This is a genomic window from Corynebacterium sp. ACRPF, from assembly GCF_022347395.1.
In the GTDB taxonomy this organism is placed as follows: domain Bacteria; phylum Actinomycetota; class Actinomycetes; order Mycobacteriales; family Mycobacteriaceae; genus Corynebacterium; species Corynebacterium tuberculostearicum_D.
On record NZ_JAKRNB010000004.1, the window covers coordinates 32,627 to 49,399 of the forward strand.

Below are 16,773 nucleotides of genomic sequence, written 5' to 3' on the forward strand. Positions count from 1 at the left end.
GAACATGGACCCCCAAAAGCGGTCCACCTTTGGGAGGGTGAGGAGTGGTGCTTATCTCGCAAAACCCTCGTCTAGCAGGACAATAACGGTAGTCATATAGGTTCGTGCTTTTTCGGCTATGTGAGTTTTAGATTAGACATCCAGCTAAACGTGTGCTGCGTTACTCTGGAACTGTAAAAGTAATTTCCTGCACCTACAAGGAGACGGTGTAATGCGTATTGCGGTACCAAAAGAAATCATGAATAACGAGAACCGCGTGGCTCTCACTCCTATGGGAGCGCAAACCCTCGTTGCTGATGGCCATGAAGTGTACGTTGAAACCGGTGCCGGTGAAGGCGCATCCTTCCCCGATTCTGCCTACAAGGATGCCGGTACCACAATTGTGGACTCAGCGGAAGAGACGTGGTCGCAAGCGGAACTGCTGCTCAAAGTCAAGGAGCCACTCGAGTCCGAGTACAAGTACCTGCGCTCGGACCTTACCGTCTTTACCTACCTTCACCTCGCTGCGGACCGCCCGCTGGCGGAGGCACTGGTGGAGGCCGATACCACCTCGATTGCCTATGAAACGGTCACCGATCGCCACGGTACTTTGCCTCTGCTGACTCCAATGTCCCAGGTGGCTGGTCGCCTTGCCGTTATCGAAGGCACCCACCACCTGCTGTCCACCCAGGGCGGTCGCGGTTTGCTGGTCTCTGGCGTTCCGGGCACCCAGCCGGCACGTGTCGTCGTGATCGGCGGCGGCCAAGTTGGCGCCTCCGCCGTTGCGATGGCCCACGGCCTGCGCGCCGAAGTCACCGTGCTGGACCTTGATCCACACGTCTTGCAGCGCTTCGATGACCAGTACGCCGGTGGCGTGCGCACTCTGATCTCGGATCCGGCCACCATCGAAAAGGAGCTACAGGAAGCTGACCTTGTCATCGGTGCCGTGCTCATTCCAGGTTCCGCTGCGCCGAAACTGGTGCGCGAGGAGACCGTGAAGAAGATGAAGAAGGGCGCTGTTCTCGTGGACGTGGCCATCGACCAGGGCGGTTGCTTCGAAAACTCGAAGAAGACCTCCCACGATGATCCCACCTTTAAGGTGCACGACACCTTGTTCTACTGCGTGGCTAATATGCCAGGCGCGGTGGCTAATACCTCGACCCGCGCGCTATCGTCTGCGACGTTGCCGTATATCCGCGCGGTAGCCAAGGACAACTTGGATGCCGCCATCAAGCGCTTCCCAGGCCTAGAAGGCGGTGTGATGACCCGAGGCGGTCGTCTGGTGTCCGAGCCTGTGCGTAAGGCTTTTGACTGGGACGACTAAGCACCGCGTTGCATCCCGCGCGCTAGATAAACCATGAGCCCGGCTCTCCGTCAAAGGGGGCCGGGCTCATGTTGTGCGCGGGCGACAACGGGCGGCTAGGGCGCTTTGTTGATCATCATGGCTGCTACGCGCTGCATATGATCCCAGATCATCTCGCGGTAGGCCGGTGGGATGGTTTCCTCGTCGATCTTGGCGAGGGAGTTACCCATAAGCTCTAACCACCGGTCATGCGCGGTTATATCGATGGGGTAAGGGGCGTGGCGCATGCGCAGGCGCGGGTGGCCGCGGTTTTCAGAGAAGAGCTGCGGGCCACCCCAATACTGTGCCAAGAACCAGGTAAGGCGCTGCTCGGCGCCTTCCCAGTCATTATCGGGGTACATTGGGCCGATGACATCGTCCTCTTTGACTTGGGAATAAAAGCCGTGGACGAGGCGCTCAAAGGTTTTCATGCCGCCAATGGCCTCATAAACAGAATCCATTTACTCTTCTTCTTCCTTGCGGGGATCGGGAATGCCGATGCCGTGAGGGTAGGGGGTAGTAATACCTTTAGTGTGCATGACATTGAGCACGCGGGACTGCAGGAAACGCTGAACGTCCCACTGCTTGCCTGGCAAGGTCTTGGTCGAGACGCGGAAGGATACATAATCCGGCTCAAAGCCAGACATGCCGTCCACACGTGGCGTGCTGAGGATGAGCTTGCGCACCTTATCGTCCTGTGCGGCTTCTTTCACTGCCTTCTCAATGACTTCGCCAGCAACCTCTGGGTCATTAGAAAGACCTACCGGAATCTGGATGCGGGCAACGGAGTACTCATCAGAGTGGTTGGCCACCTGGAGAATTTCACCATTCCGCACGTACCACAGGGCGCCATCGATATCGCGGACCGTGGTGATGCGCAGGGAGATGGACTCGACATCGCCAAAGACGCCATTGCCCAAATCAACCACGTCACCAATGCCGTACTGGTCCTCAATGAGCATGAAGATGCCGGAAAGGAAGTCCTTCACCAGCGCCTGTGCGCCAAAGCCGAGGGCAACGCCAATGACACCGGCGGAGGCGATAAGCGGTGCTACGTTGACCTCTAACTCATCCAGGATGGCGATAATCGCCCACACCCAGACGAAGATGGCGGCGGCAGAACGGGCTACGCCGGCAAGTGTCTTGATGCGGGAGGCGCGCCGGGTCTCGCGGGTTTGGCGCATGGCCTCTTCTTGTTGGCTGAGCTCGGGGCGATTGGCGCGGTCCTTGAATTTCCCGCGCAGGCGCTGCTTATCTAGTCCGGAGGATTTAATGCTATTTTCGGCCACTTTGTTGATGACTCGGCGGAGGAGCCAGTGGGCGATAATGGTCAGAATAAGGATGATGGCGATGCGAATGGGGCGCTCGATAAGCCAGCTTTGCACCTTCTCGTCATTCCAAAAATTGGACACGGACTCGACGGCCGAGTCCGTGGTGGAAGCGGCGGAGGCTAAGAATTGCGTATTCATCATTCTTTCTTAGTCGTGGACAATGGGAACCACGCCCATTGTAGGGGTTGCTCCTGAAAGTTCGACGGGCCCCAGGCTAAGGTTTGTGAAAATAAATACTCATCTGCCCGTAGGAAATGAACAGCTTGGTCTAGACTGTGTGGCTATGACAGAAGGCAGCACGCAGAACCTCGCTCAAGGCTTTACGTCCCGTTCCATCCACGGCGGCTATCACCCGGATCCGCACATGGGCTCTATCAACGTGCCCATCTATGCCTCGACCACGTTTGCGCAAGACGGTTTGGCGCAGCTGCGCGGCGGATTCGAATACGGCCGAGTGGCCAATCCGACCGTGCGCTCGCTCGAGCGCACCCTAGCGGCATTGGAGGGCGCGGAGTATGCGCGCGTGTTTTCTTCCGGCATGGCTGCCGCCGATACGCTGATCCGCATCCTAGTGCGCCCAGGAGATCACGTCATTTTAGGCAATGACGCCTACGGTGGTTCCTACCGCCTGCTCAATGATTTCACCGAGTGGGGCGTGGAGATGTCCATCGTGAACACCAGCGATACCGCAGCGGTTGCCGCCGCGGTCCAAGAAAATACCAAGCTCATCTGGTTAGAAACGCCCACCAATCCGGCGCTAAACATCACCGATATTGCCGCGGTGGCCAAGATTAAGGGCAATGCGCAGGTGCTGGTGGACAATACTTTTGCCACGCCCTACCTGCAGAACCCGCTGGAACTTGGCGCCGACCACGTGCTGCACTCGACCACCAAGTACTTAGGCGGGCATTCCGATGTACTGGGTGGCGCGGTAGTTACTAATGACGCCCACGTAGACGAGCGCCTGCTGTACTTCCAGGGCAATGTGGGTGCGGTGAGCTCGCCTTTCGACGCCTACTTAACCGCCCGCGGTATTAAGACGCTGTCGGTGCGCATGGACCGCCACTGCGCGAATGCGCAGCGAGTAGCGGAATTCTTGCAGGCGCGACCCGAGGTCAAGCAGGTGCTATACCCGGGCCTCAAGGAGCACCCAGGGCATGAACTGGCGGCACAGCAGATGCGTGGCTTCGGTGGCATGATGTCCGTGCGCTTCCACAGCGCGGAGCATGCCAAGCAGATCTGCCTCAATACGCGGCTTATCTGCCTGGCAGAATCGCTGGGCGGGGTGGAATCGCTCATCGAGCATCCAAAGAATATGACGCACGTATCCGCGGAAGGGTCCGAGCTGGTGCCGCCGGAGGATTTGGTGCGCATCTCCATCGGTATCGAGGACATCGATGACCTGCTCGCGGACTTGGAGCAGGCCCTCGACGCGCTATAGGCCGCGGCACTGGGCCCATAGCGCAGGTGCGGTGGCTAGGAGCGCACCACGGCGAGGAGGGAACCGGCAGCCTTGTCGGTTTCCTGCAGCATGAGCGGGTCTGTTCCCGGCATGGGGGAAATGGTGGTGTCCGGCCACTGGGAATAGGTGGGGATGCCCACGATATGCAGGCGTGCATCCAACTCGCCGTCTGGGTGGACGGTGCGGCGGGTGGCCCCATCCGTTTCCGGCGAACCGGTGGGCTGGCCGTGATCGGGGAAGGGGCGCACGCGGCCGGAATCCACCAAGCAGCGCGTCATGGCATCGCCGGCGGTGCGGATGTCGGGGCGGTGCATAAAGGCGTCGACAAGCGTGGGCGCCGAAGCCGAGCGCGGGCCGGAGGTCAAGGTGAAGTGATCAGCCTCGATGGACACGGTGGGGTGATCGCCTAGGAAGTGGGCCAGGCCGGCATCGACAAGCGCGAGCAACTGGCGCACGCGGAAGAGCGGCGGGCCGGAGCCGATCATCTGGCCAAAGGACATGACCTGGCCGTAGCGGCCGGTGCGAGACTCGCGGGTGTAGCGGCCCTCTGCGCCGAGGATGGAGGCCGGCTTGCGCGATTGCGAAAGCGACCACAGCGCGGCTTTGATGGGGGAGTCGTGGCCGGCGGCGGCCTCCCGAATATCGCCTTCCATGGATTGGGCAATGTGCTCGGTGAGCTCAGCGATGTCCCCGGTAAACCCGGCAATCTGGTACATGAGAGCGTTCATGTCCCATGGTTCGGTGACCATGGGCGCAATGGCTGCGCCCAGCTCATCGGGGGCGGTGGCATCGATGACCTCGAGGATTTCCGCGCGCGGGCGCAGGAGGGAATCCGGGCGCACGCGTTCCAAGGTGGTGATATAGGCCTCGTAGCTATCGCGCGCGATGGCGGGCCAAACCTGGGCGTCAAAGTCGATGTCCTGGGTGCCACTGAGCTCCGCAATGACATTCTTCAGGCGGCGGCGCGGCATGGTAGGCGGCAGCTCACCGTATTCGGACTTGGGGTGGTAGGGGTAGCCGCGGCCGGAGGAAATGATGAAGTGGGGCTCCTGGCCGCAAGGCTCATAGCGCAGGCCGGAACGCGCGGAAGGATCCTCTACGAATGTGCCGCCGCGCTCGATGGTGGTCAGCGCCATGATGTCATAAAAGCCCATGCCCAGACCGCGCACCAGCACGTCCTCGCCGCCCGGAATGGCGGCGTAGTCCTGCTCTACCGGGTTATTAGGGGCGATCCAGTTCAAACCGGAAGCGGCCAACTGCTTTTCTTGTTCGGTGTATTCCGGAATCATCCAGCCATAGGCCAGTACCGTGGCATCGGCGCGCACCTCGGAGCCATCAGCTAGGTGGAGGACGTCTTGGTGACCGTCCTCGGCGATGGTCTCCAACCGGCTGAAGTGATTCACGGTGGAAATGCTCTTGGGCAGGCGCGCAATGACCACGTCATAGACCCAGCGCAGGTACTCGCCGTACAGTGCGCGCGAAGGGTTGGATTCGGGGCGGGTTGCCGCGAGCTCTTCGCGGTAGTCCTGGGCAATATGTGCGGCCGGAGGGTGCTGCTCAAAAAGCTCGCGCTTGGCGGCGGAGATATTCTCACCATCGCCGCGCAGGAGCTGAATCCATTCGTACTGGATGGGTCCCTCGAGCACCGGGGCATCAACGGTGGAGCCGGGCTCGGTAAAGAGGGTGACTGCGCCGGCGCGAGTATTCATGCACAGAGTCTTGGTTTGATCCGTTTCCCAGATGCGGCCGGCGCCGTGTTGGGCATCATCGATGAGGTGGACGGTAATGGGGTCGCTGGAATCGTCCATGCGGGCGGAGAGGCGTTCCAAGATGGAAATGCCGCGTGGGCCCATGCCGACGATCGCGATTGCTGGAGTAGACATACCTCCTATCGTGCCACATTCAGGCCCTTTCAGGATCATCGGACCTGGCAGTTAGAATAAAATAGACTAGTCGGTCTACGGTATTCTTGTCATGGCGCCGTTTTGGCAGGTAATTCGGTAGACCGTCCAGTCTTGTAATTGGGGGTATGAGTGTGGTCTAATGGGCGAGTACTACTTAAGACTTAAAGGAACTCGAGCTTTTATGAAGCAACTTTCTCGGCTCCTGCGGCCCGTGGCCGCGGTCCTGGCCAGCGGCGCGCTAGCTCTCTCGCTTACCTCGTGCGCCTCTACTTCCCACGCCGCGGAAGATGGCATGGTCACCTATGTCGAGCCCAATATGTTCAACAACCTCTATCCGCCCTCCGGCGGCTATTACCCCAACGGTGGTGTGCTCAATAACATCACGGACCGCCTGCTCTGGCAGGACCCGGATACCCTCGAGCTGCACCCGTGGATTGCGGAGGAGATGCCCAAGGCAAACAAGGACAATACTGAGTTCACCTTCAAGATTCGCAAGGGCGTGACCTACTCCGATGGTTCCCGCCTGGATGCCGCGAACGTGAAGAAGAACTATGACCTTTATGCCCTGGGCGACGAAGATCGCATGCTCACTCCATCGGAGCAGCTGCCCAATTATGAAAAATCCGAGGTCATCGACGACTACACGGTGAAGTTCTACTTCAGCGAGCCTTCCCCGGGCTTCCCGCAGTCCACCTCCGTGATGAACCAGGGCCTGCTTTCTAATGCCACCCTGGATTTGGATGACACCGGCTTCGCGCCGGGCAATGCCACCGCGATTTCCGGTTCTGGTCCCTTCGTCATTGAGGGAGAAGAGCTGGGCACCAAGCTGGTGCTCAAGAAGCGCGAGGACTATGACTGGGCGCCCCCGGCCCGAAAGGATCACCAAGGCCCGGCCGATATCGAGGGCATCAATATCGTGCTTGCGGCCGAAGACTCCGTGCGTGTGGGCTCGCTTGTAGCCGGCCAGTCCGATGTCGCGCGCCAGATCGAAGCCCCCGATGAGAAGCACCTGAAGGATCAAAACCTGCAGATTTTTGCCGCCCCCACTCGTGGCGTGAACAATAGCTTCCACTTCCACTTCCGCCATCCACTCTTGGAAGACAAGCGCGTGCGCCAGGCCATCATCCATGCCATTGACCGCGATAACATCCTGGACACCCTCTTTTCTGATTCCTACCCCAAGGGAACATCGATCCTGGCCAAGACGGCTATTGGCTATAAGGATCAGTCCGCGAACTATGCCTTCGATCCGGAAGAATCCAAGCGCCTGCTCGATGAGGCCGGCTGGCGCCCAGGTGAAGATGGCATTCGCGAAAAGGACGGCAAGCGCCTGTCCGTGACCTTCAATGAAGCCGTCCCACAGCCGCGCTCTAAAGAGATGTTCACCAAGGCTCAAGAGATGCTCAAGAACGTCGGTATCGAGGCCAACCTCAACCCGGGTGACCGCTCTGCGCAGCAAAAGGCCATGAAGGACCAAGACACCGTGCAGGTACGCCACACCATGACCGGCCGTGCCAATGTGGACACCTTAGCCACGTGGCTGGATGGCACCGGGCGCAATTCTTTCCTCAACTATGACGAGAAGACCGATAGCTTTGGCGATGAGAAACTGCAGAAACTGGTGGAGGATTACTTCGACCTCAGCAGTGAAAAGGATCGCCTAGCCATGACCGGCCGCATGCAGGACTACCTGTCCGAACAGGCCTATATTCTGCCCATGTTTGAAGAGCCGCAGGTCTATGGTTTCCAGCCCTATATCGAGGGCTTTAGCACCGAGGCCATCGGACGCCCATCGTTCTATGCGGTAGACATCAACCCCGCAGAAGGGGAGGACTAAACCATGAGTCTGAAAACTATTGCCCTGCGCATCGGCCAAGCCGTGCTCGTTATCTGGGCAACTTTTACCCTTTCTTTCATCCTTTTGGCGGCACTGCCTGGTGACGCCGTCGCGACCCGCTATGACAACCCCAACTTGGGGCTCAACGCCGAGCAGCTGGCCGCCATCCGCGAGGTTTATGGTGCCGATGAGCCGATCTTAAGCCGCTACTTCAGCGCGCTCGGCGGATTCCTCACCGGTGATTTTGGCTTTTCCGTCGCCACCGGTACCGCCGTATCGGAGATGCTGGCAGATGCCCTTCCCTCCACGCTGGCGCTGGCGGTCTTCGCCTTCCTCGTAGGCGTGGTCCTGGCCTTCCTAGTGGCTATTGTCTCCACCTTTGGCCCATTTTCTTGGCTGCGCAGCTTTTTCCGCAGCCTGCCTTCCGTGATGGTTTCCCTGCCCACCTTCTGGATCGGCATCATTTTGATCCAGATTTTCTCCTTTGGCTTGGGCTGGGTACCGGTCATTGGCGCGAGCGACGCCCAAAGCCTCATCCTGCCGGTCATTACCCTGGCCATCTTCGTGGCCGCACCGCTGGCGCAGGTGCTGCTGCGCTCCATCGATGAGGTCATGGATATGTCCTTCGTGCAGGTGGTGCACGCCAAGGGCGCTAGCGGTGCCTGGTTGTTGTGGCGCAACGTCCTGCGCAATGCGCTGCTGCCGGCGCTGACCATGGCCGGCCTTACCTTTGGTGAGCTCGTCGGCGGTTCCGTGGTGACGGAGGCGGTCTTCGCCCGCCACGGCATCGGTGCGCTGACCGTAGATGCGGTGGCTAACCGCGATACCTCGGTGCTGCTGGCCATTGTGGTGCTGGCCGCCGCCGTCTTTGTCCTTATCAACCTGATTGTGGACCTGCTCTACCCAGTGCTTGACGTGCGCCTGCGCGAGCGCGAGCACGAGACCGTATCTAGCTCCGCCACCGCTGCCACCACCGCCGATACCACCGCAACGAACGAGAAGAAGGTCCAAGCATGAAGCTTAAATCCACACAGCTGAAGCTCACCCCGGGCACCATCATCTCGCTGATTGTGCTGGGCCTGGCGGTGCTCTGCGCGCTGTTCCCCCAACTATTTACCTCCCAGGACCCTAACCAGGGCGGGGACACCACGGCGCTCTTGCAACCCAGCTTCCAACACTGGTTCGGCACCGATGCCGTTGGCCGCGATCTCTATACCCGCGTGGTCTATGGCGCGCGCCAATCCCTACTCGGCGCGCTCCTGGCCGTTCTTTTCGGCCTCATCGTCGGCACCATCTTGGGCATCATCGCCGGCGTGCGCCGCGGCTGGGTCGATGCCGTCATCATGCGCATCGTGGACGTGCTGCTGTCCATCCCCGGCCTGCTGCTCTCCCTGTCCGTCATCATCGTGCTGGGCCACGGCATCTTCAATGCCGCCATCGCCGTAGGTATCACCTCCGTGGCCACCTTTGCGCGCCTTGCACGCTCCCAGGTGCTTAGCGTTGCCGGCTCCGATTTCGTCGAGGCCGCCTATGGGTCCGGCGGTTCTTCCTTCCAGGTGCTCGTGCGCCATATTCTTCCCAATTCACTCACCGCGGTCTTCGCTGTAGCAGCCCTGCAATTCGGCCTGGCCATTTTGCAGCTAGCCACCCTAGGCTTCCTGGGCTATGGCGCACCGCCCCCAACCCCGGAATGGGGTCTTCTCATCTCTGAATCGCGCGATTACATCGCCACGGCCGGCTGGTTGACCATCGCCCCGGGCATTGTGATCGTCGCCGTGGTCCTCGCGGCCAACCACCTTAGCCAGACACTGCGAAAGGCGGCCTAATGTCCCTGCTTAGCATTAGTGATTTATCCATTACCTACCGCACCGCGCACGGTGAGGTAGAAGCGGTCAGCGGCATTGAGCTCGAGGTAAACCCTGGCGAAATGACCGCCATCGTGGGCGAGTCCGGTTCCGGCAAGTCCACTTCCGCCATGGCCGCCATTGGCCTGCTGCCAGACAATGCGTCGATCGTTTCCGGCACCATTACTTTCGACGGCCGGGACGTGACCCAATATTCTCAAAAGCAATGGCGGGAGCTGCGCGGTCGCCGCATCGGTCTGATTCCGCAGGATCCCAATAACTCGCTTAACCCGCTCAAGACCATCGGTGCCTCGGTGGAGGAAGGCATGGCCATCCACGGGCAGGGCAATAAGGCCTCCCGGAAGAAGCGTGCACTGGAGCTTTTGGAGCGCGTGGGCATTGATGATCCGCAGCGCCGCTATCACCAGTACCCGCATGAGCTATCCGGCGGCATGAAGCAGCGCGTGCTCATTGCCGCGGCCGTGGCATTGGAGCCGGAGCTCATCATCGCCGATGAGCCCACCTCCGCGCTCGATGTCACCGTGCAGAAGATCATCCTGGACCTCCTGGATGAGATGCGCGAAGAGCTCACCATGGGCATCCTTTTCATTACCCATGATCTGGCCGTGGCGGGCGACCGTGCCAATAACATCGTGGTGATGGAAAAGGGTACCGTCCGCGAGTCGGGCGTTGCTGCCCGCGTCCTCACCGACCCCCAGCACGCCTACTCCAAGCGCCTGCTTGCCGACGCCCCCTCGCTCACCGCCCCCACTTCCTCCCAGGCCGCATCTCCTGTGCGGGCCGCCGCGCCCGCACAACGCGAAACCTTGCTCGAGGTGGAGGGGCTGAGCCAACGCTTCGGGGATTTCACCGCGGTGGAAGACATCAACTTTTCCGTGGCCCGCGGAACCACCCATGCATTGGTGGGGGAGTCCGGCTCCGGTAAGACCACCACCGGCCGCGCCATTTCCTTGTTGAGCACGCCCACCTCCGGCAGCATTCGCTTGGGCGGGGAAGACATTAGCTCTGCCCGTGGCAAGCGCCGTCGTGAGCTGCGCCGTTCTATCCAGATGGTTTACCAAAATCCGTTTGGCTCGCTGGATCCGCGCTTGAGCATCGGCGATACCATCGCCGAACCGGTGCGCAATTTCACCGGCGCTTCCAAACGTGATGCGCGTGCCAAAGCACGCGACTTTCTTGATTTGGTGGCCTTGGATTCTTCCATGGCTTCCCGGCGCCCCCGCGAGCTCTCCGGTGGTCAACGCCAGCGCGTGGCCATCGCCCGCGCCATGATCATCGAACCCGATCTCGTGGTGCTCGATGAGGCCGTGTCCGCGCTCGACGTCACCGTGCAGGCGCAGATCCTGCGGCTGCTCGACGAGCTGCAGCGCGAGCTGGAGCTTACCTATATCTTCATCTCCCACGATCTGGCGGTAGTTAATCAAATTTCCGATACCGTTTCCGTGCTCTCCCACGGCACGCAAGTGGAATCCGGACCTACCGCGCAGGTCTTTGCGCATCCGGAAACCGAGTACACGCGCCAACTAATTGACGCCATCCCCGGCTCCCGCTATCGTGCCGGAGACCTAAACTTGGGGCTATAACCGCGCCCCAGAAAGGTTGGACTGAAAATATGACTGACATTATTAATGAGCTCTCCCACGCCAGCGCCGAGGTGCAACAGCTGCGCCGTGCGCGCCATGATGCGCAGGACAATGCGCAACTGAGCTTTAGCGCTTTGCTCGAGCCTGCAGAACCAGGCGAGTTCTCCTATACGGAGCGCTATGCCGTTGCGGCTTTTACCGCTGCAATCTACCAAGCGAGCGAGGCTGCGGATTTCTACTTCGACTTGCTGGAAGATGAGGCCGACGAGGACCTTGTTGCCGCCGTGCGCGCCGCGAGCCAGCGCGGCGTGTCCACCGGCCCGTATCACCAGGGTGATTTCCTTATCTTCGGCGATACCTCAGCGGAAGCCGCGCTGGGCACGCGCCTAGCTGCGGCCTTTGATTGGGCGCACCTTCTGGCCTTCCACCCCAAGGATGCCTCCCCGCAGGCCATCGGGCACCTCGATGCCGCAGGATGGTCCGCCACGGATATCGTCAGCCTGTCCCAGCTGGTGGCATTTTTGGCCTTCCAGCTGCGCGTGGTCCACGGCCTGCGTGTACTTTCTGGCGAGGATCCCGCATCCCACCCCGCAGCCGAGCGCGCCGCCGGCGTGGCCGATCCGGGTTGGGAGGTTACTGCGACTACGTTGCAGCCCGATACCGTGCTGCCTGATCGCTTTGCCAACCACTCCCTGGGCTGGAAGCCCTGGGTAGAGGCGCTGGCGAAGGAGGATTTCACCGCGGTGCATACCGATGCCCTCATTAAGCCAGAGCGCATCGATTCCGAGTACTTCCGCTTGCTTGCCCGCGACCCTGCGGCCTTGAAGGCGCGCACGCTGACTGACCTGGACATCTTCTATAACACCGAGGGCGGCCTCTCCCGTGCGGACCGCGAGCTCGCCGCTACTGTGGCTTCGCGCTACAACGGCTGCGAGTACTGTGCCTCCGTGCACCAGGCGCGGTGCGTCCAGGAAGGCGGCGACCGTGAAATCGTAGACCGCCTCTTGGACGAGGGCATCGACGCCGACCTTGGCTCAAAGGAATGGGACCTTATCCGTCGCGCCGCAGTGGCGCTGACGGAAACCCCGTTTGCCTTCGATGCGGCCCTATGCGCAGACCTGCGTGCGGCCGGATTCGATGATCAGTCCATCCTGGACCTGATTTATGCTTCCTCCTTCTTCAACTGGGCTAATCGTTTGATGCTCACCCTGGGCCAGCCGGACGTGCCTAAGCGCTTCCGTTAATCGGCTACCGCCGGTGACTGGTTCGGTGCGACGCTTAGAGCAAAGGATCCCTATGATGGGGCGGCATGACTGATACAAAGAACGCCACCGCACCAGCACTCTCGGAGAGCGAAGCCCCGCAGAAGGTCGCCGTCGTCACCGGCGCTACCGGCGGCATGGGCCGCGAAATCATCGCTGACCTGGCCGGTGATTACCACGTGTATGCACTGGGCCGTAGCGCGGCGGAACTGCCCGAATCGGACTCCATTACGCCGGTGGCCATCGACCTCGTCGCCGGCCTCGATGAAGGTATGAAGCTGCCGGAGCTAGACCGTGTGGACGTGCTCGTCCACGCGGCCGCACGGGCTACCAAGTACTCGGTGGAGGAAGCCACGCCGGAAAATTGGCGCGCGCACATGGACCTCAACGTGCACGCCCCTGCTGAGCTCACCCGCGCCTTGCTGCCGCAGCTGCGCAAAGCGGAAGGCACCGTGGTCTTTATCAACTCTGGCGCTGGACGCCACAGCTACGGCGATAACGTCATCTACGCGGCGACCAAGCACGCGTTGTATGCACTCGCCGATGGACTGCGCATCTCTGAGCCGGGTATCCGCGTATCCACGGTGGCTCCGGGGCCTACCGATACCCCGATGCTGAAGGGTCTGCAGGATTATGATCCCTCCCAGGTCATTGCCCCGGCTGAGGTGGCTCGTGCCATTCGTACCGTGGTAGAGGCAGGCCCCACCACCCAGCTGACGGAAATCCAGGTCAGGCCGCGAATCGAGTTACATCTGCGCAAGTAGGAACGCAAGTTGTGGTAATGGACATCACACATTAATGGGGTTGGTCTCCAGGGGTGTCCATTACACTCGGGGGCTGTGACTTCCCAAAGCCGAAAACGGCCCGCCTATCTCCGTATCTCGGATGCCCTACGCGACAAGATCGAACGCAACGAACTAGAACCCGGTCAGAAATTTCCTACCGAACGCGAATTGGTCCGGGAATTCCATGTCGCGCGCATGACCGTGCGCCATGCCTTAGACATTTTGGAAGTAGAAGGCCTCATTGACCGCCGCCGCGGGCGCAGTGGCGGCACCTACGTGCGCACGGTTCCCCCTACACTGAGCCTGACCAACAAGGACAATATCGTCACCCAGCTGCGAGAGCGCGGGCACGACACCGCCGTGCGCGTGGTCTCCGTTAACAAGGCCCACGTGCCCAAGCATGTAGCAGCGGTACTGGGCGTTAGCGATTCCACCTTTGCGTGGGATATCAAGCGCCTCTATACCGTCGATGGCAAGCCCGTCATCCTTTCGCGCTACACCATCCCGGTAGATATGGCTCCCGATCTCAATCAGCACGATCTGCGCGAGCCCATTATGGAAATCCTGGCTGGCTACAACCTCAAGCCCGTCTTTAAGCGCGAGAGCATGCGTGCCGCTACCGCTCGCACCGAAGAGCAGAAACTTTTGCACGTGAGCCGGTCACACCCACTGCTTCGGTTTGTGCGGCTGCTAAAGACTAAATCGGGCGCGGTCTTTGCCTATATTGAAGAGTCGCTGCGCTCTGATATCGCCAACGTCGAGGTGATCCTGGGTGAGGATCCCTCGCCGCAACCCCTACCGGGCCAGGGCAACGGCGCGGGAAAGCCGGCTTAGCTAGCGTCGACCTGGCGGTTGCGCAGCGCGCGGGCCACGCGGTCACGCTGCTCGGTGACCGTACGGCGCAGACCACCCGGCAGATCCTTCTTCAAAAAGGCATCGGCGCGGTCCAAGCCCTTGTGCGTGATATCCCAGGAAGGGAAGAGTCCCGTCACGGTAGTCAGTGCTACCTCGGAGGACTGGGAAGACCATACCTTTTCCGCGATGTCGAAGAATTCCGCGGTGGGCAGGAATTCATCGCTATGCGGGTAGAGCAGGCCTTCCAGCTTGGAGGTGAGCTCGCGGTTGGTGAGATTTCCCGCCACGATTTCTTCCCATACCGCGCGCTTGTTCTCGGCGGTTGCCACGGCTGCGCGGGCACGCAGGGAAGAGTAGTAGCCGGTAGCGGAATTATCGCGCTCGAGTTGCGCGTCCGCGGCAGCGGGGACGTCCTCTACCGCGCCATCGGCGGCAAGTGCCGCCAGTGCGGACCAGCGCAGCCCCGCATCCGCGGAGGACTCGAGCACGCCGTGCAGATAGTCGCGCGCACTATCGTGCAGGCGAATCTTCGCCAGTGCCTGGATGCAGATGATGGAGCGCTGGGCATCGGGGCTGTGGGCGCCGTCGAGGAGGGCGTCGGCAAGCAGGGTGCTCTGGGCGGCCCACTGTGGATCGGCATAGTTCTTCAGCGCGCTAGACGCCTGCAAGACAATGCGCTCGAGGACGGCGAGCTCCGTCTCCGCCTGCATGCCGCGGGCAACCAGCTGGATGAAATCGCGGGCGCGCATAGTGCCGGCGCGGGTCATCTCCCAAGCGGTAGACCAGCACAGGGTGCGGGCCATGGGATCGGCGAACTTATCAATATTATCCAGCAGGAATTGCAGGGAACCCGCGTCCAGCTCGATGAGGCAATAGGTCAGGTCATCGTCGTTGGGCAGCAGGAAATCAATGTCTGCCAACTGGCGGCCGATGAGCTCTGGAATCTCGGTGGAAGCGCCATCAATATCCATTTCGATGCGATCGGTGCGCACCACCTTGCCATCCTGCAGGTTATACAGGCCTACCGCCACGCGGTGGGTGCGCAGGGTATCGCCGCCCTGGGTGAGGTAAGCATGGGTAATCATGCCGGACTCATCCGCATTGAGCGCTACGCTGAGCGTATTGATGCCGGAGGTCTTGAGCCACTGCTGCGCCCAGAAGGAAAGGTCGCGGCCGGAGGCCTCTTCCAGGTGGCGCAACAGATCATCAAAGGTGGCATTGCCCCATGCATGGGCGGCGAAGTGGCGGCGCACACCAGCCAGGAAGTTGTCGCGGCCGACATAAGCCTGCAACTGCTTGAGTACCGAAGCGCCCTTGGCGTAAGTGATGCCATCGAAGTTTTGCTCCACCGTTTCGATATCGCTGGCATCGGTGGAAATCGGGTGGGTGGTCGGCAGCTGATCCTGCTGATAAGCCCAGGATTTCTCCACATTGGCAAAGGTCACCCATGCAGTATCGTATTCGGTTTCCTCTGCCTGGGAGATGGCGGCGGACCAGGTGGCAAAGGACTCATTGAGCCACAGATCGTCCCACCACTGCATGGTGACCAAGTCACCGAACCACATATGCGCCAATTCGTGCAGGACGGTATCGGCGCGGCGCTCGTACTTATAGTGCGTGGCCTGGGAAGTAAAGACGTACTCATCGCGGATGGTGACGCAGCCGGCATTTTCCATCGCGCCGGCGTTGAATTCCGGCACGAAAATTTGGTCATACTTGCCAAAGGGGTAGGGGAAACCGAAGTTGCGGTGGTAGAAATCAAAGCCCTGCTTGGTCTCAGTAAATAGGCGCTCGGCATCCAGTGCGTGGGCGAGCGAAGCGCGGCAGTAAATGCCAAGTGGCACCTCGAGCTTCTGGTCCGGCTTGCCCTCTGGGTGCGCGGTCAGCTCGCCGCGCCAGGTATCGGTGACCTCATGGTACGGGCCGGCGCACAGGGCCACCAGGTAAGTCGATAGTGGGTAGTCAATAGCCGTGCTGGCTACATCGCCTTCCCAGCTCATCGGGCCATTGCTGATGATGGTCCACTCTTCGGGCGCCTTGAAATGCAGCGCGTAGGTGGCCTTCATATCGGGCTGATCAAAGCAGGCGAATACGCGCTTGGCGTCGGCGGTTTCAAACTGGGTATAAAGGTAGACCTTCTCATCGGCGGGGTCTACAAAGCGATGCAGGCCCTCGCCGGTGCGGGAATACGGAATCTTCGCGGTGACTTCTAGCGTGTAATCGGCTACCTGGAGGCCAGACAGTGGAATGCCGTAGGTGGGGTTATAAGAATTCGTAGGCAGCGGGTTTCCGTTCAGGCGTACCTCATGGATTTCCTCGGCGCGCAGATCTATGAAGGTGGAGCCGATCTCCCGCGAGGTAAAGCTCACCTTCGTGGTGGACAAGAAGTGGGTGTCCGAATACTTGAGGTCTAAAGTGACATCGTAGTGGTCCACCTCGATCATTCGGGAGCGCTGAACCGCTTCCTCGCGAGTCAGGTTTATAGAGGTCATGGCCTATATTCTCCTTCTAAGCCGAAAATAGTTCTGCATCCACAGTAGTCGTGCACCTAGGCTGGTGGGGCAAACT

Annotated in this window: 13 protein-coding genes; 9 read left to right on the forward strand and 4 right to left on the reverse strand. The window is 60.5% G+C overall.

From position 1 onward, the window contains the following. Nucleotides 1-211 precede the first annotated feature (211 nt). A complete protein-coding gene (gene ald / locus MHX61_RS02670; RefSeq protein ID WP_204611120.1) occupies nucleotides 212-1,303 on the forward strand; it encodes an alanine dehydrogenase in 1,092 nt (363 codons plus the stop codon). Between the two features lie 95 nt (nucleotides 1,304-1,398). Here ald and MHX61_RS02675 read toward each other — a convergent pair whose 3' ends face one another. Both MHX61_RS02675 and MHX61_RS02680 read right to left on the reverse strand, forming a co-directional pair. After that, nucleotides 1,399-1,782: a globin gene (locus tag MHX61_RS02675; RefSeq protein ID WP_239192278.1), complete on the reverse strand. Its 384-nt coding sequence runs from the start codon at nucleotides 1,780-1,782 to the stop codon at nucleotides 1,399-1,401. Continuing rightward, entirely contained in the window at nucleotides 1,783-2,793 is a 1,011-nt protein-coding gene (locus MHX61_RS02680) for a mechanosensitive ion channel family protein (protein WP_204611122.1), read from the reverse strand. Nucleotides 2,794-2,935: 142 nt separating this feature from the next. Between MHX61_RS02680 and MHX61_RS02685 the strand changes: the two genes are divergently transcribed. Then, nucleotides 2,936-4,093: a cystathionine gamma-synthase gene (locus tag MHX61_RS02685; protein ID WP_239192280.1), complete on the forward strand. Its 1,158-nt coding sequence runs from the start codon at nucleotides 2,936-2,938 to the stop codon at nucleotides 4,091-4,093. A gap of 35 nt (nucleotides 4,094-4,128) precedes the next feature. On the opposite strand, the gene MHX61_RS02690 is transcribed toward MHX61_RS02685, so the two are convergent. Further along, nucleotides 4,129-5,997, reverse strand: a complete 1,869-nt coding sequence (locus MHX61_RS02690) for an FAD/NAD(P)-binding protein (protein ID WP_239192282.1) — start codon at nucleotides 5,995-5,997, stop codon at nucleotides 4,129-4,131. Nucleotides 5,998-6,199: 202 nt separating this feature from the next. Here MHX61_RS02690 and MHX61_RS02695 point away from each other — a divergent pair, with 202 nt between their 5' ends. The 7 genes from MHX61_RS02695 (at nucleotide 6,200) to MHX61_RS11370 (ending at nucleotide 14,184) form a co-directional block, all read left to right on the forward strand. Next, complete coding sequence (locus tag MHX61_RS02695; protein WP_239192284.1) at nucleotides 6,200-7,855, forward strand: TIGR04028 family ABC transporter substrate-binding protein; 1,656 nt, start codon at nucleotides 6,200-6,202, stop codon at nucleotides 7,853-7,855. A 3-nt stretch (nucleotides 7,856-7,858) separates the two neighbouring features. Continuing rightward, nucleotides 7,859-8,872, forward strand: coding sequence for an ABC transporter permease (locus tag MHX61_RS02700; RefSeq protein WP_239192286.1), 1,014 nt, complete (start codon nucleotides 7,859-7,861; stop codon nucleotides 8,870-8,872). Then, nucleotides 8,869-9,681 (forward strand): ABC transporter permease, encoded by an 813-nt coding sequence (locus MHX61_RS02705; protein WP_005324024.1) that lies wholly within the window; start codon nucleotides 8,869-8,871, stop codon nucleotides 9,679-9,681. Before MHX61_RS02700 ends, MHX61_RS02705 begins: the two co-directional genes overlap by 4 nt. Beyond that, a complete protein-coding gene (locus MHX61_RS02710; RefSeq protein ID WP_239192289.1) occupies nucleotides 9,681-11,303 on the forward strand; it encodes an ABC transporter ATP-binding protein in 1,623 nt (540 codons plus the stop codon). Before MHX61_RS02705 ends, MHX61_RS02710 begins: the two co-directional genes overlap by 1 nt. Nucleotides 11,304-11,332: 29 nt before the next feature. Next, the gene (locus MHX61_RS02715; protein WP_239192292.1) at nucleotides 11,333-12,547 is read left to right on the forward strand and encodes an alkylhydroperoxidase domain protein; all 1,215 of its coding nucleotides are present in this window, start codon (nucleotides 11,333-11,335) and stop codon (nucleotides 12,545-12,547) included. A gap of 65 nt (nucleotides 12,548-12,612) precedes the next feature. After that, nucleotides 12,613-13,329, forward strand: coding sequence for an SDR family oxidoreductase (locus MHX61_RS02720; RefSeq protein ID WP_204611133.1), 717 nt, complete (start codon nucleotides 12,613-12,615; stop codon nucleotides 13,327-13,329). A gap of 75 nt (nucleotides 13,330-13,404) precedes the next feature. After that, a complete protein-coding gene (locus tag MHX61_RS11370; protein WP_239192295.1) occupies nucleotides 13,405-14,184 on the forward strand; it encodes a GntR family transcriptional regulator in 780 nt (259 codons plus the stop codon). Here the strand turns inward: MHX61_RS11370 and pepN are convergent. Next, entirely contained in the window at nucleotides 14,181-16,697 is a 2,517-nt protein-coding gene (pepN, locus tag MHX61_RS02730) for an aminopeptidase N (RefSeq protein ID WP_239192298.1), read from the reverse strand. The genes MHX61_RS11370 and pepN overlap by 4 nt on opposite strands. Nucleotides 16,698-16,773 lie beyond the last annotated feature (76 nt).

What these genes read in the sequence shown, in the direction of transcription:
- ald (WP_204611120.1), top strand. Translation starts at nt 212, where the DNA reads ATGCGTATTGCGGTACCAAAAGAAATCATGAATAACGAGAACCGCGTG.
- MHX61_RS02675 (WP_239192278.1), bottom strand. Translation starts at nt 1,782, where the DNA reads ATGGATTCTGTTTATGAGGCCATTGGCGGCATGAAAACCTTTGAGCGC.
- MHX61_RS02680 (WP_204611122.1), bottom strand. Translation starts at nt 2,793, where the DNA reads ATGATGAATACGCAATTCTTAGCCTCCGCCGCTTCCACCACGGACTCG.
- MHX61_RS02685 (WP_239192280.1), top strand. Translation starts at nt 2,936, where the DNA reads ATGACAGAAGGCAGCACGCAGAACCTCGCTCAAGGCTTTACGTCCCGT.
- MHX61_RS02690 (WP_239192282.1), bottom strand. Translation starts at nt 5,997, where the DNA reads ATGTCTACTCCAGCAATCGCGATCGTCGGCATGGGCCCACGCGGCATT.
- MHX61_RS02695 (WP_239192284.1), top strand. Translation starts at nt 6,200, where the DNA reads ATGAAGCAACTTTCTCGGCTCCTGCGGCCCGTGGCCGCGGTCCTGGCC.
- MHX61_RS02700 (WP_239192286.1), top strand. Translation starts at nt 7,859, where the DNA reads ATGAGTCTGAAAACTATTGCCCTGCGCATCGGCCAAGCCGTGCTCGTT.
- MHX61_RS02705 (WP_005324024.1), top strand. Translation starts at nt 8,869, where the DNA reads ATGAAGCTTAAATCCACACAGCTGAAGCTCACCCCGGGCACCATCATC.
- MHX61_RS02710 (WP_239192289.1), top strand. Translation starts at nt 9,681, where the DNA reads ATGTCCCTGCTTAGCATTAGTGATTTATCCATTACCTACCGCACCGCG.
- MHX61_RS02715 (WP_239192292.1), top strand. Translation starts at nt 11,333, where the DNA reads ATGACTGACATTATTAATGAGCTCTCCCACGCCAGCGCCGAGGTGCAA.
- MHX61_RS02720 (WP_204611133.1), top strand. Translation starts at nt 12,613, where the DNA reads ATGACTGATACAAAGAACGCCACCGCACCAGCACTCTCGGAGAGCGAA.
- pepN (WP_239192298.1), bottom strand. Translation starts at nt 16,697, where the DNA reads ATGACCTCTATAAACCTGACTCGCGAGGAAGCGGTTCAGCGCTCCCGA.